The organism is Exiguobacterium sp. s35 (assembly GCF_018617535.1).
In the GTDB taxonomy this organism is placed as follows: domain Bacteria; phylum Bacillota; class Bacilli; order Exiguobacteriales; family Exiguobacteriaceae; genus Exiguobacterium; species Exiguobacterium aestuarii.
This window is the reverse complement of sequence record NZ_JACSKI010000001.1, coordinates 1,678,499-1,699,211: the sequence shown is the minus strand read 5'-3', so window position 1 is coordinate 1,699,211 and position 20,713 is coordinate 1,678,499. Positions and strand designations below refer to the sequence as shown.

The window sequence follows — 20,713 nt, the reverse complement described above, 5'->3', positions numbered from 1 at the left end:
GATCAGCCGCCTTCTCACGTGAGAGGGCGGCTGTTTTTGTGTAGGATTCACTATTGGGTTCGTGGCGTCGCTTTATAGCTTCGTTCAAGGAAGGAGGTGAACAGTTCCGAATCATTCAATAAATATTGACCACTCATACATATACGACGAGGACGTAAGCTGGCATGACTCGGTGTGACAAAATAGTCTTCCGGATAGGTATGAAGAATATGGCGAATGGTCTCTTGGATTGTAGCAGCATCGTTCTTCACCCATTCATCATGTCTGGTTGGAACGTTATCGAGAATGAGTTGAATCTGGTCGTCATGTTGAATGAACGGATTCACACAAACGCGTCTCGTTTGAGCTCCTTGAAACACATGAAACGTGTGCGTGATGGTGTCGCCATCAATCGAACCGATGACATAGCCGGTTTCCCAAGCTTTGCCGCAACCGTCCCATACGGAAAATAAGTGACCAGGATATACGATGTTCGTATTCGGTCGCTCAATCACGTCATACTGATGATGATCCCCGAGTGCGACATATGCAAAAGCATGAGGTTCAAGACGGGAGTTTGAAAAGGCACTGACACGCCCGTGACTGAGTAATAGATTTGGATGTGTCGCGTCGAGCGGGGGGATTCGTTCAAGTGCTTCAGTCAGTCCGATTTGGTTCGACGTGCAGCTGATCCCATAAATCCCAATTCCGAGTTTCGGCTCGAATCGATACGCTGGTTCTAAGAAACAGTGGACATGAGGAATGTTCTCCCACACTTCTTTGTCGTGATGGCGATTGACGTCATGTTCACCAAAGACGATATAGACGGACGCACCAAGAGAGGTCCATTCCTCTAAGTAAGGCATGAGGTCATATGAATCACTCACTTCGATGTCGCCCGCAATCAATACCGCAGCAATGTCGTGCTCACGAATGACCGATGCGAGTTGCTGGAGTTTGTCGCGCTGAACCTCAAAGCTCGTTCGTTCTGCATGAATCGCATTTCCTGTATGCCGAGCGTGATGGAGGTCGGCAATGTGTAGAAAGTTTGGCATATACATCAACTCCTCGACCAAAGAATTCTGCTTCACATGAACGAAATCCTTTGAAAGGTATTAAGAAACAGAATGAACGGGAACACGTTACTGTTGGAGATTATTCGAGGAGGGATTCCATGAAAGCTCTATTTTTGAATTGTACGTTGAAGGGTGGCGACACGACGTCGCATACGGAAGGACTGATTCGAGATGTCTTGCCCCATTTTGACGCTCTCGGGGTCGAGTCGGAAATCGTTCGCATCGTCGACTATAACGTCGTGTTCGGGGTGACAGAAGATGAAGGGGAGGGCGATGAATGGCCACAGATCTTTGAGAAGGTGAAAGCGGCGGACATCGTCGTCATCGGGACGCCGCTCTGGCTCGGTGAGAAGAGCAGTGTCGCGACACAGGTGATCGAAAGGTTATATGGGGGCAGCGGCTTGACGAACAAGTCGGGACAAGCCATCTACTACAACAAAGTCGGTGGGGTCGTCGTCACGGGGAATGAGGACGGGGCGAAACATGCATGTGCCGGCATTCTCTACGCTTTGTCTCATATCGGGTTCACGGTGCCACCGAACGTCGACACGTATTGGGTCGGGGAAGCGGGACCAGGCGACTCATACATCGACGCCGGGCGTGACAACGAATTCACGAAGTCACATGGGAAGACGATGGCGTATAACCTTGTCCACTTCGCACGCATGCTAAAAACAACTCCGATTCCGGCAGACGGGAATACGATGGAATGATGCAAACGGAGGAACAATCATGAACACCTTTCCGAATGCAATTCAATATTATCGAATGGTTGAACTCTTTGAGAAAGCCAACCGGAACTTTCTAAATGACCATCTAATGTTACTAAAAAGTCGGATTTCTGAAAGGGCAATGTGTGGGCAGCTTCAAATTATGTTGAATGACTTACTTAGAGAAGATAGTGATTACAAAGGATATTACGTGGACGTCGAATACAATAGAAATGTGGGACGAAGGATTAAAAGAATACGTAATGATCGATACGAAGAAGTAGATATCACTTGTGATTTGATTGTGCATAGTCGAGGGAAGGATTCGGAACAAGATAATCTAATCGCCATTGAGATGAAAAAGGTCGAGCAAAGAAGTTCAAAACAGCAAATTGAAATCGCTAAAGATAAAGAACGCTTAAGAGCGTTGACTCGACCGAGTTACGGTAAAGATTGGCGATACGATGGTGAAAATTTACCTGACTTTGTATGTCGATTTATATTAGGTGTCTACTATGAAATCAATTATATAAACCGTCAAATTTACATTGAATACTATCGGAGTGGAGAAATAGTGGATGATACATTCATTGACTTCGATAAGATTGGATTATAAAAAAGAGCCTCACCTTGATTGAATAAGGTGAGGCTTCATAAATGTGTACTATTCTTTCTTCTCCACTGCATGTCCACCGAACTCATTTCGGAGCGCGGCGACGACCTTCCCGGAGAACGTGTCGTCTTGAAGCGAGCGCTGGCGCATCATGAGCGAGAGGGCGATGACCGGTGTCGGCACGTCGTATTCAAGTGCCGTCTCGACCGTCCATTTCCCTTCACCCGACGCATGCATGACCCCACGGATGTCATCGAGCTTCGCATCTTTCGAGAATGCGCTCTCTGTCAGTTCCATGAGCCATGAACGGATGACCGAGCCATGGTTCCAGACACGGGCGACGTCCTCATACTCATAGTCGAACGGGCTCTTCTCGAGCACTTCAAACCCTTCGGCAATCGCCTGCATCATGCCGTATTCAATCCCGTTATGAACCATCTTCAAGAAGTGACCACTCCCACTCGGCCCGGCGTACAAATAACCGTGATCCGTCGAGATGTCTTGGAACAACTGCTCAATCTTCCCGAATGCTTCCATGTCCCCACCAATCATCGTACAGGCTCCGTTGCGGGCCCCGTCCATCCCGCCACTCGTCCCGACGTCAAAGAAATAGATGAGCTTTTCTGTGAAATGCTCGGCGCGTCGCATCGACTCTTTATAGTTCGAGTTGCCCCCGTCGATCACGATATCCCCAGGAGAGAGGGCGTCATACAAGTCATTCAGTACATGCTCGGTCACGTCTCCTGCCGGTACCATCACCCAGACGACCCGTGGCGCCTTCAGTGCATCGACGACCTCTTCAAGTGACGCTTTCGTTTCAAACTGACTTGTCGAGACGTTGCCTGGGTCGTACCCATATACGTGATGTCCATTGTCCGTCAAGTTGAGAGCCAGGTTCAATCCCATCTTCCCAAGCCCAATCATGCCGATTTCCATTCGTTCCACCCCACTTGTCAGATTTGTACTCCTAATAGGGTTACCCGAAACAATCAAGATTCAAAAGAGTGGTTTGATTGGATCAACCCGATAAGCGAGGATACGCGATACCGGAATGGATTCACCGTCGGACAGTGTGATCTGTCCCGTCAATGAATTTAAGGATTGGAGTGTACGTTCAAACGTTTTGTACGCGTCATACTCCGAACTGCCATACACGATAAACTCACAAGTCTGATTTTGCTCTAAAAAACACGTCACGATGAATCGCATCAATTAATCCCCTTACACATGAAAATGGGTTACTATTACATTTTTGTTAATAATCTATACATATTTTACAAAAAATAAAGCAAACGTACCATTATGTTTTCTGAAAATAAGGAAATGGTCCTATGAAATACGATGAATGATCAATATTTGTTCAAAATTGGTGTGGAAAACGAGACTGATTTTTGTAAACGTGACCAATGGCTTAGTGCTGTTGTAGGAAGATCAAGATTTAGGGAGAAATGCGTGTGTTATGATGATTACTGACTGATTAAACTTTCAAAAAGACTTGTCGATACTAGCGGTATGAGCAATCGACAATGTCCGACAAATATTCACCTCTTTTATAAAAAAACGGAAAAGTCTGTCGATTTAGCGTGATAAAATAAAACCTGTGTCAATTACGGTCAATCGGGGATAGAAAGGTGTTATGTCATGGAAGAGCAAAAGCCAAAAAAGAGAGTCAAGAAACGTCGTCGTAAAGTCTCACCTGCGAAGCGCATCGCCATCATCGCAGGTGCTGTCATCGGAGTGTTCCTGCTCATCGGAGCCGGGATGGCCTACTATTTATATAATCAAGTCGATACAACGGTCGATCGTTTGAACGAATCGGCCGGGCTTAGTCCTGAGCGGATGAACCAGCAGACGATTTCAGACAAGAAGCCTGTATCGGTGTTACTACTCGGGGTCGACCGTCGCGAGGACGAGCAAGGTCGTAGCGACTCGATTATCGTCATGACGCTCAACCCGAACTCGGATGAGAGCGCAATGCTCAGCATCCCGCGTGATACGAAGACGGAGATTGTCGGCAAAGGGACGATGGACAAGATCAACCACGCCTACGCGTTCGGCGGAGCCGAGATGGCGATGGACACGGTCGAAAACTTCCTCGGCATCCCAATCGATTATGTCGCAGAAGTCGACATGAAAGGTTTCCAGGACGCGGTCAACTTATTTGGCGGCGTCGACGTGACGAACAAGTTCGCCTTCACGTCGGGTGAGTATACGTTCGAACCGGGAACGGTCAACCTTGATGGTGCAGAGGCACTCGCTTACACGCGGATGCGTTATGATGACCCGAACGGGGATTTCGGTCGTCAGGAACGCCAACGTGACGTCATCACGGCACTTGTCGACAAAGGGACGGACAGCTTCTCGATTTCTCGCTTCAACAACATGCTCGACGTGCTTGGCAATAACGCCAAGACGAACGTGACGTTCAAAGACATTCGGACGCTCTCGAGCGACTATATGACGGCTTTCAAAAACCAAAGCGTCCTTCGCCTTGAGGGAAGTGGTGGCAAAGAGAGCGACGGCATCTACTATTGGAACCCAGACGAGGCATCACTCGAAGAAGTGAAGTCGTACCTCGGACAATTGATGGAACAATGACAGCGGCACTCGATTCGGATGAATCGGGTGCTTTCGTTTGTGGCATAATGAAAAGAAAAAGGAGTGACGGCCGTGCTCGATCGACTGACCCGACTCGCCATCGATGTGAGACATCGCTTCAAAGAACACCATATCAATGACTATAGCGCCACGCTCGCTTTCTTTTGGTTTCTCGCCATCTTCCCGACGTTTTTCGTCCTGTTCGCCGTCATGTCGTGGTTCAAGATCGACCAGGCACTCTTGATCGAGCAAATCGAGACACTCGTCCCGGGATCGAGCGTGCGCGACATGCTGTCGATCGTCTATGACGTCAGTGGCAACTTGAATAGCGGGCTCGTGTCAGTCAGTGCTATCATCGCCTTTTGGTCCGCATCGAACGGAACGGCCCGCCTCGTCAAACTGACCGTCTTCGCCTACGGGGAGACGGAGGCACGTGGGTACGTGTGGCGTCGACTGATCGGTTTGATGACGATTCTTGCCGGTAGCATCGGCGCCGTGATCCTCATCGTGTTCCACGTTTTCAGTCAAGAGTTCCTCGACTTGTTGTACGCGTTCTATCCACCCGTCGAGGAGTTCGATCGTTTGTCGACACTGACACGGTACACCGTCTCGACGATCATCTTGATCGTCGCGTTCTCGTTCTTCTATAAGATTGCTCCGCAGCAGCGTGTCCGATTCATTGAGACGTTACCGGGAGCCATCTTTGCCGTCATCTCCTGGCAACTGTTGTCCACCGGCTACAGCATCTACGTCGAGCGCTTCTCGATCCTCGGCGACACGTACGGCACGATTGGTATCGTCATTTTGCTTCAAATCTGGCTCTATTTGACGGCGGCGACGATGCTCATCGGGGCAGAAATCAACGCCGCTTGGCCATCTCATATGCATCGGACGAAAATGAAGACACATTTCCCATAATAACTGGAAAGAAATGATTAGCATTTTTTGGAGACATGCTATAATCCAATGTGGAGTCTGGGAAAAGATATACAAACTGAATTTACGAAAGAAGGTGGCCCGATATGGCGAAACATCAGAAGAAATCACGGTGGAAACTCATCCTTGGCATCACAGCGGGCGTACTGACACTCATGCTTGTCGCAGGCGGTCTGTTCGTTTGGTCGATGGTCGACGAGGTCAATGACACAGTGACGAAAGTGAACGATAACTTACAAATCAGCCCGGAACGAAAACAAGTCGAGACGATTGAAGAGAAGCGTTCGGTGTCTGTACTTCTGCTCGGGATTGACCGGCGTGGAACAGAACAGGGACGAAGCGACTCAATCATCGTCCTGACACTGAACCCCGACACGAATGAAGGGGCGATGCTCAGCATCCCGCGTGACACGAAGACGGAGATCGTCGGTCGCGGGTATCGCGATAAGATCAACCACGCCTATGCGTTCGGTGGTGCCGAGATGGCGATGGACACGGTCGAGAACTTCTTAGATATCCCGATCGATTACGTCGTAGAGGCGGACATGGAGGCGTTCACAGAAGTCGTCGACGCGCTCGGTGGCATCACGGTCATGAACAAGTTCGCGTTCAGTTCGGACAACTATACGTTCCCTGTCGGTGAAGTGACGCTCGATGGACAGAAAGCACTCGCCTATACACGTATGCGCTACGATGACCCGAATGGGGACTTCGGTCGCCAAGAACGGCAACGGGACGTCGTCGCGGCCATCATCGAGAAGGGACGCTCGGACTTCTCGCTCGACAAGGTAACGAATCTGTTAGACGTCGTCGGCAACCGGGCGAAGACAAACATCGAGTTCAACGAGCTCGTGACACTGTCGACCGACTATATGGGTGCGTTCCGCAATGCGAGCACGCTCCGTATCGAAGGCGGGGGCGGACTCGAGTCGGATGGGATCTATTATTGGAATCCGGACGCCGAGTCACTCGACGGGATCCAGACCGAATTGAAACGTTTGATGGAATGAGTCGTCCAACTTGGGACGGCTTTTTTTGTTTTGAAATGGGCGAGAAGTGAAAAAAGGTAGAGAGATAGCAGAAGGAGGAAATCGTATGGACTGGCAACTGATTGAACCGATCATCACGAAATGGACGACGCATCCACAAGAGGTGTGGCAGCGTCTGTTCGATAAATGGGAGAGTCACACGTGGCATGACCACGAGGCACCGAGCGAGAAGACGAACGTCCTGCTCGTCGATGCGAGTCTCGTCACGACAGAAGGAAAACCGGACATGGGGGCACTTCATGACGTCTTAGCCAAGCACGTGGCGGGTACGATTAGCGACTTGCATCTCGTCTCGCTATTCCCGTACATCGGACGGCAGACGGACACGGCGGTCGACCCGCGCATCCGATTATACGAGGACCTTGGTGAATTGAGCGACGACTTCCAACTCATGTATGAACTCGACCCGGTCGCCTATAACATAGAGCAATTCGACCTACTCGTCGAGACGGACGCACTCATCGAGCGTCTCGCTTACGGGGCGACGAAGATTCGCGTCCATGCCCAGTCGTTCCGCGGGATGACGAAAGAGCAGGTGAGGGACGTGCTCCAGCTTTGGCATACGATCTTACATCACTATAAGCCGAACGGTCAGCTCATTCTCGCGGAGGATTCGCTCGACGAGGCGGAGAGTTATATCGAAGTGGTCGATGCCGTCTGTCATTTTGATCTAGCGAGTCATGTGACGCTCGCACTCGCGCAAGGAGAAGCGACGCGTTTAACGGAGTGGGCGCGCAAAATCGCGGTGCCGCCTAAAGGGAAGACGTACTTCCATTTCTTGTCGAGCGCCGAACGCGACCCGTTCGAGAAGAATCTGTTGGAGTCTCACGAACCAATGCTTCTCGCCGCCCACAGCATCCTGTTCTCGCTTCAGGGCATCCCGTCGGTCGACTATCGGACGCTCTTCGGCGTCACGGGTCCGACCGACCGTGACGAGCTCGTCCATGGCTTGAAAAAAGAAGAGACAAGACTGAACCGTTTCTCCGGCATCATGGGCCAATTGAACGTGAAACGCGCAGAACCGGCCTTATCCCCATACGCCACTCAGCAAATCTTGGACGTGGACAAGCACGTCTTTGCCGTCGAGCGTCAACTAAATGGACGGACGGTACGCTTGTATACGAACGTGAGTGACAAGGAAGTCAATTTAGACCTTCAAGGGACGAGCCTGTTCACGGGAGAACCGGTCGATGGCGCGCGACTTCAGCCGTTCGGGTATGTGTGGATTGAAGTGTGAAAATGATAAATGCTAGAGAGCTTTGATGCTCAGATACCTTTAGTGTCAACCAGGATCACTAATTGAAAAGATACATTAAAAAGCCAGCTGACTAAAGAATAATTCTTCTGAGGTCAGCTGGCTTTTTTAGTGGATTATTGTAAAATTATAGATGTTACTATTTGGTAGGAGATGAGGTATTTGACAAGAGAAAAAGATGATAAAAATTCTCAGCAGGACTCGAACAGTGTGGAGACGGTTACACCGACAACTTCAAATGCGAATAGCGGTACAAATCAATTTTTAGTGAACGGTGGTGCACTGTTTCTAATTTCTTTACTGGGCTATTACTACTACACTACATATTTAAGAATTGAGGCAAAGATATGGAGTCACCCCTTAGAATACATCAGTGTCCCGTACATTAAGGAATTAGATAAGTTGAATGACGTCATTACTTATATGATTCCTGCAATCATCATCTTTTCATGTTTGCTTTTCTTGGTTTCTAAGCGAGAACACTTTACAAAAAAAGACCACTTATCAGAGGATGATCATGATCAATATGATTATGATTCATGTAATTTTTATAGGAGACACATAGGTATAACATTACTTTTTTTATGTATTTTTGTAATTTTTATCATATACGCCCCGAAGTATGTAGAAATTCTACTACCTGTTTATTTATTGAGTATGATATTCACAGTTTCATTAATGTTTTACGTTGCAATTAAGGTTGATCGTTCCTCATATAAACAATTTTATAGACAGGAAAAAATATTTAAGTTGCTTGTTAATTTATATGGTTTGATTTTCTTACTACCAATTACTATGATTCTTTTATTTGCTCTGAATGATTACTCTAATCCAACTCTTTTGACTACTTCCTGTGAAAAAATTGTTAAGGACACAGAAAAAGCAGCGTGCGAAAAATATGGGAAGTTATACTTAGTCTCTGAAAATAGAGGGATTGGCATTTGGCGTGCCTTTTCAGAACAAAATCATAATGAAGTCCAGCTCTCCAATCAATATTTTCACATTGAAATGAAAAATACTCATGTTGAATCAAAAACATATACTCATGTTGAATCAATTGCAAATACTCAAGTTGAAACAAAAACAAATAATAATGACTAGTCTGGCACTCTGTCGATAGAAAAAGATGACTTCGAAAACAATCGAAGTCATCTTTTTCATGTACCTAAAAGTACGTACTTTTTAGTTATATCCGTTCGGATTATTCGACTGCCAGTTCCAGGCGTCCCGGCACATGTCACGAATGTCATGCTTCGCTTCAAAGCCGAGCATCTGTTTCGACTTCGTCGGGTCGGCGAAACATGTGGCGATGTCACCGGGGCGGCGGTCCGTCACTCGGTACGGGACTGCCTTTCCACTTTCTTGTTCGAACGCACGGACGAGATCGAGGACGCTGTAGCCAGTGCCCGTCCCGAGGTTGAACGCCTCGACTCCAGGTTGGTCCATCACATAATCGAGTGCTCGGAGGTGACCTTCTGCGAGGTCGACGACGTGGATGTAGTCACGTACGCCTGTCCCGTCCGGCGTGTCATAGTCGTCACCGAAGACGCTCAGTTCGTTCAACTTACCGATTGCAACTTGGGTGATATATGGCATTAAGTTATTCGGAACGTCGAACGGGTCTTCCCCGATCTGACCAGACGAATGTGCCCCGATCGGGTTGAAGTAACGAAGGAGGGCGATGCTCCATTCCGAATCCGCAACGGCGACGTCGCGTAAGATCTCTTCAATCATCAACTTCGAACGACCATACGGGTTCGTCGCACTGAGTGGGAACGATTCGTCGATCGGTGTCCGTTCCGGCATCCCGTATACGGTCGCCGACGAACTGAAGACGATTCGTTTCACATCGAACGCCTGCATGACTTCTAAAAGGACGGTCGTACCGACAACGTTGTTCTCATAGTAGCGAAGCGGTTCTCTCACCGACTCGCCGACCGCTTTTAGGCCGGCGAAGTGGATGACGGCGTCGATCGTATGCGTCAAGAAAATCTGTTCGAGTAGTGCACGGTCGAGGATGTCACCGAGATAGAACGTGACCTCTTTCCCCGTTATCGCCTCGACGCGGTTCAATGCTTCGCGGCTACTGTTCGACAAGTTATCGAGCACAATGACCTCGTGCCCGGCTTCAAGTAGTTGGATGACGGTATGCGTACCGATATAGCCGGCACCACCCGTCACAAGAATCGATTGCGTCATCAAGATGCACTCCTTTATTGATTGAGTTTCGTCAGGCGGACGCGCGTCGCGTCATCTTCACCAATGAAGAGGCGAAGGGAATAGCTTTCGCTTTCATAGACGACGCCGTCCTCTGCCTCATATGTCGGTTCGCCGAGCTCGAGGAACGATTCTTTGGTCTGATTCGTGTTCGACCAGTCGACCGCCTCGACTTGCTCATTCTTCATCGTGAAGAAGAGGCCAGGATAAACGAGATACTCGTGTAAGGCATCTGAGTCGAAGCCGCTTGCGGCACCGACATTTCCGACCAATTCATTCTCGTCCATCCCGAAGTAAGCGTCCGGCGATTCGTCAAACAACGTCTGATCGACCGAAGTCGACAACCAATCCAACACGTCAGCGTCACTGAGGGAAGCGGTCGTCCATTCGGTGACGATTTCATCGCGGGACACCCAGCCCGTCAGTTCATTCATGCCAAGGTCGAGTAAGAGGGCGTCGTCGCGTTCTTCGATGACATCATAACGGTCCCCGATGTCAGCGACATAGACGACGTCTTCGCTGTCCGGCTCACTGAGGAGCGGTGCGTTTTTGACACCGATCCACACCTCTTCGAGTACCTTTGTTTCGGCTACTGGTTCGGGTTCTGGTGTGATCGGCTCTTCCGTCACAGTCGGTGTCGATGATGGTTGGATGAGGTCCTTGACCATCGGATAGGCCGCATACCCACCGACGGATAATAGAACGATGGTGAGTAACCCAATCAACCAGCCACGACTTTTGTTGCGACGAGGACGAGCCGGTTTGATCTCACGATGTGATTTCATACGCTCCGTCCGTGAGGGAATCGTCGACTCCGGGACGTAGCGTGCTTTCGTCGGTGTCCGATCAATGGGTGTCTCGGCTTCCGGTTCTACCTTTTCCTCGGAGATCATCGCCTTCGGGACGATTGGTTCGACCACGGGCTCGGGTGCGGCCTCCACTGTTTGTGGTGCGACCACCTCTGATTGGAGTTCCTGGCTCTTTTCTAGCAAGGCGACGTAATAGGCCAAAAGATCTAAATCCGTCTTTCCTTCTTTCACCCAATTTGAAAAGTCGGTAGCCGATTTTTCTTCCGTGGAGAGTGAATCGTTCGTTTCTCCGGTCAGTTCATGATAAGAGGCGGCAAGTGATTTGCCGTCTGCTAAATTCGTTTCAATGCGTTGTACGACGACGTCTCGCGTTTGTCGGTCGAGCGTGGCGTACAGCTGGAGTAGGCGCTCACTTACATGCACTAGGGGTCTCCTCCTTTGTTAAGTTCTTCCTTTCAAAGTTTAGCAGATTTACATGTCAAAAAACCCATTTTTTTAAAAACGGGTCATCAACCCATGAAAATTTTGCTATACTGTTCTGGTATTGTCATTTTAAATATTATCTGCGGGAATTTTCCAGCAGTGAATTTACTGGAACAAAGGAGAGAAGGACAGAATATGAACGAAGAAACGATTTCCCTTGGAGAATTGTTCTCCATCTTGAAGCGGAGCAAATGGCTCATCGCAAGTTTAACCATCCTCGCAGCACTCATTGCCTTTTTAGTGAGCTCATTTGTGATCAGCCCGACGTATGAGGCATCGACACAAGTGCTCGTCGCACCGAAAGAATCACAGAATAACATGATCGACAGCAGTCAAATCCAATCGTCGGTCACACTGGTCAACACGTATCGTGTCATCATTCAAAGTCCAGCCATCCTTGAACAAGTCCAAGAAAATGTCGTCGGGGCACCGGAGAATATCAGTAGTTTAATTTCAGTAAACAGCGAACAAAACTCACAAGTCATCAACATCGCCGTCCAACATACAAGCCCGGTCATCGCGACGGATATCGCCAACGAGATCAGCCGCGTCTTCTCAAAAGAAGTGCCTGAACTCATGAGCGTCGATAACGTCAAAGTATTATCGGATGCGAATGTGCCGATGTTCCCGGTCAAACCGAATATTCTATTGAACACAACAATTGCAGCAGTGCTTGGGATGATGATTGGGGTCGCCATCGCCTTCCTTAAAGTCGTCCTCGACCGTCGCATCAAGACGGAACAAGATGTCGAGACGATTCTCGAACTTCCGGTATTGGGCTCGATCCCGGTTATCGACCGTGTCGAGATGCAGCGTCAACGTCAAGCCAACGTGAAAGGGGAAGAGGTCCGTGTTTAAGTTTGGAAAGAAGAAATCAAAACATGTTCAGTATGATAAGACCGGTCGCGACTTGATCACGGTCCATAAACCAAAATCACCGATCTCGGAGCAATATCGAACAATCCGAACGAACCTCGAATTCACGGCAGTCGACGATGAGTTGCAGACAGTAGCCATCACATCATCATCGTCAGGTGAAGGAAAGTCAACGACAGCATCAAACTTGGCGGTTGTTTATGCGCAGCAAGGCAAACGCGTCTTGTTGATGGATTGTGACATGCGTCGTCCGACGGCTCACTTTACGTTCCGACTCTCGAACGGGATTGGATTGTCGACCGTCCTCGCAAAGAAGACGACGCTCGATAAAGCGATCCACTCGACACAAGTCGAGAACTTGGAGTTGATGGCAGCGGGACCGATCCCGCCAAACCCGTCTGAGTTGCTCTCGTCGAAGATGATGGACCGTACGCTCGAAGAGTTGAAAGAGCATTACGACGTGATCATCTTGGATGCACCACCGATGATGCAAGTCGCGGACACGCGCCTCTTGGCACGCAAAGTGGACGGCGTCGTCCTCGTCGTCGGTTGTGACAAGTCAGACCGTCAGATGGTCGTCAAAGCGAAAGAACAGTTGGTCCTAGCAGACGCCCACATCCTTGGCGTCGTCTTGAACAAGCGCGAGCCACAAGGCAGCGACGATTACTACTATTACTACGCATACGAATAAAAGGAGAATCAAGCCATGATTGATATCCATTGTCATCTTCTCCCGGCCGTCGATGACGGTCCGGGAACGGTCGAACAAACAATCGAGATGGCGAGACGCGCAGTAGAGGAAGGGGTGACCGCAATCGTGGTCACCCCCCACGCGTTTCACCCTCAATTTGAAACGGAAGATTTAAACGTTCTGGAAGCTGCAGCGACGCTTCAGAACGTCTTACTTCAAGAAGGAATCAACCTCGACATCTATCCAGGCCAAGAGATCCGTGTGTTCGGAGATTTGGTACAGGCGTTAGAAGACGGGGAGGCGCTCTCGCTCGCCGGATCACGCTACGTCCTCGTCGAGTTCCCGAGCGACACGGTCCCTGCATACGCCGAACAGTTGTTTTTCCGACTACAGACGGAAGGGTATACGCCGGTCATCGCTCACCCAGAACGAAATAAAGAGCTCGCGACCAATCCAAAACGATTGATGGATTTCGTCTCATCAGGCGCCTTGTCACAAGTGACGACGAGTAGCTTAACAGGCGAGTTTGGTCAAAACGTAAAAGAAATCGCATTCGTATTCTTACGGAATGGGTTGAGCCAACTTGTCGCCTCAGACGCCCATAGTACAGGACGTCGTACGTTTTACTGGGAAGCCGCACGACAAGTGGTTACGCAAGAACTAGGAGTGGAACTTTGGGATACGCTAAAGGAGAATGCGGAAGCGGTTGTAAAAGATGAATTCGTCTTCGTGGATCCTCCGATTCTTCCGACGAAGAACTGGCGAGGGAAATGGAAGAAGTAAATCCCCTATTTTTACATATTTCGTTGACAATTAATGACTCTTATGATTTTTGTCGACACTTGTCGAACGAAAATAGGTTTTAATTCCCTTACCTTGGTTTTTTCATTAGGTCAAAAGTGTTAACCTTAGAATATATTTTAGCAAGGATGTTAAATGCATCCTTTTTTCTATAATTATCTAAATCATACAGATCCATTCATGGGAGGGGCATCATGGTACATAAACAAGTGAAAAAGGCAGTCATCCCGGCAGCGGGTCTTGGCACACGTTTCTTACCGGCGACAAAGGCGATGCCAAAAGAGATGTTACCCATCGTCGATAAGCCGACCATCCAATACATTATTGAAGAAGCAGTCGCTTCTGGGATTGAAGATATTTTAATCGTCACAGGAAAAGGGAAGCGGGCGATTGAGGATCATTTTGATTCCGTTCCAGAACTTGAGCAGACGCTCATTGAAAAAGGAAAATCGGAATATTTGGCACTCATTGAAGAGACGACAAATATCAACATTCACTTCATTCGTCAGTCGAAGCCGATGGGGCTCGGTCATGCCGTGTTACAAGCGAAAGCATTTGTTGGGGATGAACCGTTTGTCGTCATGCTTGGTGACGACGTCGTCCAGGCGGAAGTGCCTTGTACACGTCAGTTGATTGAACAATATGAAAAGATGGAAGGTTCAATCATTGGAGTTCAACCGGTATCCAGTGATGTGACACATCGTTATGGCATCGTCGATCCTCAAGATTCATTAGGGAGTGGTTTACATAAAGTAGCCTCTTTTGTAGAGAAACCCGCTCCTGGGACGGAACCATCAAATCTGGCGATTCTCGGACGATATTTATTCACGCCTCAAATCTTTAAATATTTGGAGACGCAAGTAGCAGGAACAGGCGGTGAGATCCAATTGACGGATGCGATTACTCGATTGAACGAGACGCAACGCGTGTTCGCTTATGAATTTGTCGGCAAACGGTATGACGTCGGTGAAAAACTCGGGTTTATTCAGACAACGCTTGAGTTCGCATTGAATCGCTCAGATTTGCGTAAAGATGTTCTAAAAATGATGATGCAATTACTAGAAGAACAAAAAACAGTAGAAAGTACTTTGTAAAAGGAGGGAGAAAAGTTGTCGATACCTAATTTAGGTCGAAAATCGTTACGCACAGGGGTACTCGTTAGTTTAGATATGGCTGCCATTCTGTCGGCGATGTTTGTCTCCTACTTTTTCTTATATCCTCTAGAATTCATACAAAATATTGATCGTAATCATTTTATCGAGACTGCTATTTCATATAGTACCATCTTCATCATCATGGCAGGTGTCAGTCGGCTGTATCGAGTGGCTTGGCGGTTTGCCAGTATGACGGAAGCAGTTCGTTTAGCGATGACACTCGCATCGAGCACACTCTTTTTATACATCCTTCAATTTGCCGTATACGGTGAAGCGATGGAGAGAATGCTGTTCTTAAGCTTTTGTCTCTCGTTACTCATGCTAGGTGGCATTCGTCTCGGTTCACGGATTTATGTGACGTGGAAACAAGATCAGATGTCTATTTTACGTGGGCGCAAGATGAAACGAAGAAAAGATGAAAAACGCACGCTCATTATTGGTGCTGGTCAGGCAGGACGAATGTTAGTGCGTCAGATGAAACATTCTGACAATCATCGGATGAATCCGATTGGTTTTTTAGATGATAATAAGCATCTTCAAACATTGACTGTGAACGATGTAAAGGTAATCGGGACGCTCGAACAGCTTGAAGATGTAGTAGAAAGTGAAGCTATCGATAAAATCGTGTTTGCGATTCCGTCGATGAGCTATCAAGAACGAGTTGTACTCATTCAACGTGCGAAGAAGGTTTGCACGAACGTCCATACGCTTCCGATGATTGAAGAAGTGGCAGCGGGTAGAATCTCTGTCAATCAAATGCGTGAAGTATCCATTGAAGACCTCCTCGGTCGTGAACCGGTCGAGTTAGATATTACTGGTATTCAAGCAGAGGTCGAAGGAAAGACGGTTTTGGTGACAGGTGCTGGTGGATCGATTGGATCCGAAATCTGTCGCCAAATCTTAAAGTTTAACCCGGACCGTTTGTTACTACTTGGTCATGGTGAGAATAGTATTTATCTCATTGAGCGTGAACTACGCGAAGCGAAGATTGAAGCCGAACTGATTCCAGTTATTGCAGATATTCAAGACGTGGAACGGTTACGAGAAGTGTTCATCACTTATACACCACATCTCGTTTTTCATGCCGCAGCCCATAAGCATGTTCCTTTAATGGAAGCAAACCCGCATGAAGCGGTGAAAAACAATATTTATGGAACAAAAAATGTTGCAGAAATGGCCGATGAATATGGTGCCTCACGCTTCGTCATGATTTCCACTGATAAAGCCGTCAACCCGACAAACGTAATGGGTTCAACGAAACGAATTGCTGAAATGGTCGTCCAGCACTTAGCAAAATCAAGTGAAACAAAATATGCGATTGTCCGATTCGGAAATGTTTTAGGTAGCCGAGGGTCAGTCATCCCGTTATTCAAATCACAGATTGCCAAAGGTGGTCCAATAACAGTAACACACCCAGAAATGACACGATATTTTATGACCATTCCAGAAGCGAGCCGGCTTGTTATTCAAGCTGGAACACTTGCAAACGGTGGCGAAGTGTTTGTCCTTGATATGGGAGAACCCGTTAAAATCGTAGACTTGGCACGGAATATGATTCAATTGAGTGGGTTCACGGAAGAACAAATTGCGATTTCGTTCAGTGGCATCCGTCCTGGAGAAAAGATGTATGAGGAATTGTTGAAGGAGGGCGAAGTTCATCCGGAAGCAGTCTATCCGAAAATCTTCACCGGGATTGTTACTGAAGAAGCAGATTTAGTTGGCAAACTTGCAAAAATGAATAGATTAAAAACTGACGAGGCACTTAGCTTATACCTCGTGAACTGGGCGAATGATCAATTGATTTCAGATAACACAACTTATAAACAAACCATATAAAATGAGGAGCTTCAGTTAGATGACTATAAATAAACAACTAAAGACTGCAAAGCGCATTTTCTTGGCTTCGCCTCACATGAGTGATGAGGGATATGAACAAGAGTATGTAAAAGAGGCATTTGATTCAAACTGGATTGCTCCTTTAGGTTCCAATGTCGATGGTTTTGAAAATGAATTGGCGAAGATGGTCGGGATTAATGCAGCGGCAGCGCTAAGCTCAGGTACTGCAGCCATACATCTGGCTTTAAAAGCAGCTGGAGTGGGAGAAGGTGATATCGTTTTTTGTCCTACTCTAACTTTTTCAGCTACAGCCAATCCAATTATCTACCAGAATGCTATTCCAGTTTTTATTGACAGTGATTATAAAACATGGAATATGGATCCCTATGCTCTAGAACAGGCATTTGAAAAATATCCAGGTGTAAAAGCGGTGATAGTAGTTCACTTATACGGCTTGTCTGCAGATATGGATCGCATTATGGAAATCTGTAACAAGTATAAAGTGACTGTAATTGAAGATGCTGCTGAAAGTTTGGGGAGTTTTTATAAAGGACGACCTACTGGAACAATTGGAGACTATGGCATATATTCCTTCAATGGAAATAAAATTATCACTACTTCTGGCGGCGGAATGTTGATTTCAAATAACGAGAGGGCTATTGCGAAATCGCGATTTTGGGCTACACAGTCCCGTGATCAGGCAAGACATTATCAACATAGCGAACTTGGATTTAATTACAGAATGAGTAATGTGGTAGCGGGTATTGGGAGAGGACAGCTAAAAGTACTTAAGCAACGAGTTCAACGGAAGAGAGAAATTTTTGAGTTTTATCAAACAGAATTAGCTGAAATCGAAGACATTACGTTTATGCCTGTGAATGAATGGGACTCACCAAATTATTGGTTATCATGTGCCACTATCGAAGGCGACGTATCATCAATAGATGTAATGAATGAACTCGAAGAATATAATATTGAATCCCGGCCGGTATGGAAGCCGATGCATCTTCAACCATACTTTGAGAAATATGATTTCGTGGGTAACGAGGTTTCTGAAAAACTATTTATGACGGGGATTTGTTTGCCTTCAGATACAAAGATGACTGACGAAGATTTAATCCAAGTGGTTTCAATTATCAAAGGGTTATGGGAAAAATGAGACTAGATAAAATATACGAACATAAACTTAAGCGTGTGATGGATTTTTTGTTAGCTTTAATTGTAATTATTATTTTTAGTCCTGTCTTTATTGTGACTGCGGTGATAGTAGCTATGAAAATTGGACGCCCGATTTTATTTACTCAAGCAAGACCAGGCTTAAACGAAAAAGTTTTTAGAATGTATAAATTTCGAACAATGACGAATGAACGAGATGGTAAAGGTGAGCTATTAGAAGATCATCTTCGTTTAACAAAAATTGGTAGTTTTTTGAGAGCAACATCATTAGATGAGTTGCCAGAACTATTCAATATCCTAAAAGGCGATATGTCGTTTATTGGTCCTAGACCACTTCTAGTAGAGTATCTTGAACTTTATTCCCTTGATCAAAAGAAACGACATAATGTTCGTCCAGGACTATCAGGGTTAGCACAAGTAAGTGGCCGAAATTTATTAACGTGGGAAGAAAAGTTTTCACTTGATTTAGAATATGTTAAAAACGTATCTTTCACCACTGATGTTAAGTTATTGTTTCTAACGATAAAAAAAGTTTTAATCCGCGAAGGAATTAGTTCATCAAATCATGTCACAGTCGAACCGTTTAAAGGGTCAAGGAAGTGAAACTTTGAGGAAGTTATTAATTATCGGAGCTAGTGGTCATGGGAAAGTTATCGCAAATATAGCCCATGATTGTGGTAAATGGGACGAGATATCTTTCTTAGATAATGATTCTACGAAGATAGGTAGTAATCTATTAGGTTTTAATGTTATTGATACAACAGAAAATTTAGAAGTTTATGTTCACGAATATGAATTTATTGTTGGAATTGGCGATGTTTATGCACGAGAAAGAGTAACAAATCAGTTATTAGATTTAGGAGCTAATTTATCCACATTGATTCACCCAACAGCCGTGATTGGTTTAGACGTAAAAGTTGGACAAGGGAGCGTGCTCATGCCAATGAGTGTTATTAACTCGTCGGTTACTATAGGACAAGGTTGTATTGTAAATACGTCCTCTACAGTTGATCACGACTGCTTTTTGGGAGATTTTGTACATTTATCCCCGGGAACTACAGTTTCTGGGTCTGTGAATATAGGTAATAGAACTTGGATTGGAACAGGTACAAAAATTATAAATAACTTAGATATTGCTGACGATTGTATGATTGGAGCAGGCGCTGTTATTGTAAATAGCATCCACACATCAGGACTTTATATTGGTATTCCGGCAAAGGAAGTAATACGATGAAAATTTTATTTCTTACATTACTGGATTTTGATTCACTAGACGAGCAAGGTATATATACAGATTTAATGAAAGAGTTTTCTTTAAATAATCATGAAGTATATATTGTTTCTCCAGTCGAAAAGAAGAAGCGAAAAAGCACACATTTAATTGAACAGAAGAATGTGAAAATATTAAAAGTGAAAATAGGTAATATCCAAAAAACAAATTTGATTGAAAAAGGAATTTCATTATTACTATTAAATCGAAAATTTAAAAAATCAATAAGAGACTATTTTAGTGATGTCAAATTCGATTTGATAATTTATGCTACTCCACCAATTACTATAGTAGATACAATAAATTTTATTGTTAAACGTGACAATGCAAAAACTTATTTACTTTTAAAAGATATTTTCCCTCAGAACGCAGTTGATTTAGGAATGATATCAAAGAGTGGATTTAGTGGGTTACTTTATTACTATTTCAGATGGAAAGAAAAAAAACTATATACAATCTCAGATCATATTGGATGTATGTCACTGGCAAATGTGAGATACATCTTACAGGAAAATAAAAAAATAAATTCTAATAAGGTTGAAATTTGTCCTAACACAATTTCACCAGTAAGTATGAACTTAAGTAAAAGTGATAGAATGAATATCAAACTAAAATATAAAATTCCTCTAGACAAGACTATTTTTGTTTATGGAGGTAATTTGGGGAAACCACAAGGAATTGATTTCATAATTGAATGTCTGAAAAAAAATGAAGTGAATGTTAATTCTTTTATTTTAATTATTGGATCTGGTACCGAATATGAAAAACTTAATGAGATATTTGAAAAAGAAAAATTTAGCAATGCTAAATTAATGCGTGGACTATCTAAACACGAATATGAAATGTTGGCTAGTTCTTGTGATGTGGGATTGGTTTTTCTAGATCATCGTTTTACAATTCCAAATTTCCCATCAAGAGTTTTATCTTATATGCAAGCAGCAATGCCGATAATTGTTGCAGCGGACCAAAGTACTGATTTAAGTGAAATTGTAGAAAAAGGTCAATTTGGATATGGTTGTTCTAGTAGAAATGTCGAAGATTTTGATAGATTGTTAGCTATATTAAATAGCAGAAAATTGAGAGAACAAATGGGGGAAAATTCTCGTTTGTATCTTGAAAAGAATTATACGACCGAAAAGAGTTATTCTATTATAACAAAACATTTAAGTAGAAACGGGGAGTGA

Annotated in this window: 21 protein-coding genes; 16 read left to right on the top strand and 5 right to left on the bottom strand. The window is 45.6% G+C overall.

Annotated elements, in window-relative coordinates:
* Nucleotides 1-50: 50 nt before the first annotated feature.
* On the bottom strand, nt 51-1,034 hold the full coding sequence (locus tag KNO75_RS08615) for a metallophosphoesterase family protein (protein ID WP_214821132.1): 984 nt from the start codon (nt 1,032-1,034) through the stop codon (nt 51-53).
* 119 nt (nt 1,035-1,153) lie between these two features.
* Between KNO75_RS08615 and KNO75_RS08610 the strand changes: the two genes are divergently transcribed.
* Nucleotides 1,154-1,768, top strand: coding sequence for a flavodoxin family protein (locus KNO75_RS08610; RefSeq protein ID WP_214821130.1), 615 nt, complete (start codon nt 1,154-1,156; stop codon nt 1,766-1,768).
* A gap of 19 nt (nt 1,769-1,787) precedes the next feature.
* Nucleotides 1,788-2,381, top strand: a complete 594-nt coding sequence (locus KNO75_RS08605; RefSeq protein WP_251126076.1) for a hypothetical protein — start codon at nt 1,788-1,790, stop codon at nt 2,379-2,381.
* A gap of 48 nt (nt 2,382-2,429) precedes the next feature.
* Here KNO75_RS08605 and gnd read toward each other — a convergent pair whose 3' ends face one another.
* Together gnd and KNO75_RS08595 are read right to left on the bottom strand one after the other, a co-directional pair.
* Complete coding sequence (gene gnd / locus KNO75_RS08600) at nt 2,430-3,335, bottom strand: phosphogluconate dehydrogenase (NAD(+)-dependent, decarboxylating) (RefSeq protein WP_285800815.1); 906 nt, start codon at nt 3,333-3,335, stop codon at nt 2,430-2,432.
* 39 nt (nt 3,336-3,374) lie between these two features.
* Complete coding sequence (locus tag KNO75_RS08595; protein ID WP_214793159.1) at nt 3,375-3,587, bottom strand: hypothetical protein; 213 nt, start codon at nt 3,585-3,587, stop codon at nt 3,375-3,377.
* 432 nt (nt 3,588-4,019) lie between these two features.
* Between KNO75_RS08595 and KNO75_RS08590 the strand changes: the two genes are divergently transcribed.
* The 5 genes from KNO75_RS08590 (at nt 4,020) to KNO75_RS08570 (ending at nt 9,317) form a co-directional block, all read left to right on the top strand.
* Nucleotides 4,020-4,976, top strand: a complete 957-nt coding sequence (locus KNO75_RS08590; RefSeq protein ID WP_214821127.1) for an LCP family glycopolymer transferase — start codon at nt 4,020-4,022, stop codon at nt 4,974-4,976.
* Between the two features lie 72 nt (nt 4,977-5,048).
* Nucleotides 5,049-5,894, top strand: a complete 846-nt coding sequence (locus tag KNO75_RS08585) for a YihY/virulence factor BrkB family protein (RefSeq protein ID WP_214821125.1) — start codon at nt 5,049-5,051, stop codon at nt 5,892-5,894.
* Between the two features lie 104 nt (nt 5,895-5,998).
* Nucleotides 5,999-6,922 carry an LCP family glycopolymer transferase gene (locus KNO75_RS08580; RefSeq protein WP_214821123.1) on the top strand — a complete coding sequence of 308 codons (924 nt, stop codon included), beginning with the start codon at nt 5,999-6,001 and terminating at the stop codon, nt 6,920-6,922.
* 85 nt (nt 6,923-7,007) lie between these two features.
* The gene (locus KNO75_RS08575) at nt 7,008-8,198 is read left to right on the top strand and encodes an alpha-amylase family protein (protein ID WP_214821121.1); all 1,191 of its coding nucleotides are present in this window, start codon (nt 7,008-7,010) and stop codon (nt 8,196-8,198) included.
* 180 nt (nt 8,199-8,378) lie between these two features.
* Nucleotides 8,379-9,317 carry a hypothetical protein gene (locus KNO75_RS08570; RefSeq protein WP_214821119.1) on the top strand — a complete coding sequence of 313 codons (939 nt, stop codon included), beginning with the start codon at nt 8,379-8,381 and terminating at the stop codon, nt 9,315-9,317.
* A gap of 81 nt (nt 9,318-9,398) precedes the next feature.
* Here KNO75_RS08570 and galE read toward each other — a convergent pair whose 3' ends face one another.
* Nucleotides 9,399-10,415 carry a UDP-glucose 4-epimerase GalE gene (gene galE, locus KNO75_RS08565; RefSeq protein ID WP_214821117.1) on the bottom strand — a complete coding sequence of 339 codons (1,017 nt, stop codon included), beginning with the start codon at nt 10,413-10,415 and terminating at the stop codon, nt 9,399-9,401.
* A 14-nt stretch (nt 10,416-10,429) separates the two neighbouring features.
* Nucleotides 10,430-11,665, bottom strand: coding sequence for a hypothetical protein (locus KNO75_RS08560; RefSeq protein ID WP_214821115.1), 1,236 nt, complete (start codon nt 11,663-11,665; stop codon nt 10,430-10,432).
* Nucleotides 11,666-11,860: 195 nt separating this feature from the next.
* On the opposite strand from KNO75_RS08560, the gene KNO75_RS08555 reads away from it, so the two are divergent.
* The 9 genes from KNO75_RS08555 to KNO75_RS08515 all read left to right on the top strand — a co-directional run bounded on the left by KNO75_RS08555 (nt 11,861) and on the right by KNO75_RS08515 (nt 20,713).
* Nucleotides 11,861-12,583, top strand: coding sequence for a YveK family protein (locus KNO75_RS08555; RefSeq protein ID WP_214821112.1), 723 nt, complete (start codon nt 11,861-11,863; stop codon nt 12,581-12,583).
* Complete coding sequence (locus KNO75_RS08550; protein ID WP_214821110.1) at nt 12,576-13,292, top strand: CpsD/CapB family tyrosine-protein kinase; 717 nt, start codon at nt 12,576-12,578, stop codon at nt 13,290-13,292. The genes KNO75_RS08555 and KNO75_RS08550 overlap by 8 nt, the downstream gene beginning before the upstream one ends.
* A 15-nt stretch (nt 13,293-13,307) precedes the next feature.
* Nucleotides 13,308-14,075 (top strand): tyrosine-protein phosphatase, encoded by a 768-nt coding sequence (locus KNO75_RS08545; RefSeq protein ID WP_214821108.1) that lies wholly within the window; start codon nt 13,308-13,310, stop codon nt 14,073-14,075.
* A gap of 212 nt (nt 14,076-14,287) precedes the next feature.
* The gene (galU, locus tag KNO75_RS08540; RefSeq protein ID WP_214821106.1) at nt 14,288-15,187 is read left to right on the top strand and encodes a UTP--glucose-1-phosphate uridylyltransferase GalU; all 900 of its coding nucleotides are present in this window, start codon (nt 14,288-14,290) and stop codon (nt 15,185-15,187) included.
* Nucleotides 15,188-15,262: 75 nt separating this feature from the next.
* On the top strand, nt 15,263-17,083 hold the full coding sequence (locus tag KNO75_RS08535; protein ID WP_214821753.1) for a nucleoside-diphosphate sugar epimerase/dehydratase: 1,821 nt from the start codon (nt 15,263-15,265) through the stop codon (nt 17,081-17,083).
* 19 nt (nt 17,084-17,102) lie between these two features.
* On the top strand, nt 17,103-18,242 hold the full coding sequence (locus tag KNO75_RS08530) for a DegT/DnrJ/EryC1/StrS family aminotransferase (RefSeq protein ID WP_214821103.1): 1,140 nt from the start codon (nt 17,103-17,105) through the stop codon (nt 18,240-18,242).
* Complete coding sequence (locus tag KNO75_RS08525; RefSeq protein ID WP_251126074.1) at nt 18,239-18,862, top strand: sugar transferase; 624 nt, start codon at nt 18,239-18,241, stop codon at nt 18,860-18,862. Before KNO75_RS08530 ends, KNO75_RS08525 begins: the two co-directional genes overlap by 4 nt.
* A 4-nt stretch (nt 18,863-18,866) precedes the next feature.
* Complete coding sequence (locus KNO75_RS08520; protein ID WP_251126073.1) at nt 18,867-19,493, top strand: acetyltransferase; 627 nt, start codon at nt 18,867-18,869, stop codon at nt 19,491-19,493.
* Nucleotides 19,490-20,713, top strand: a complete 1,224-nt coding sequence (locus KNO75_RS08515) for a glycosyltransferase family 4 protein (RefSeq protein ID WP_214821099.1) — start codon at nt 19,490-19,492, stop codon at nt 20,711-20,713. The genes KNO75_RS08520 and KNO75_RS08515 overlap by 4 nt, the downstream gene beginning before the upstream one ends.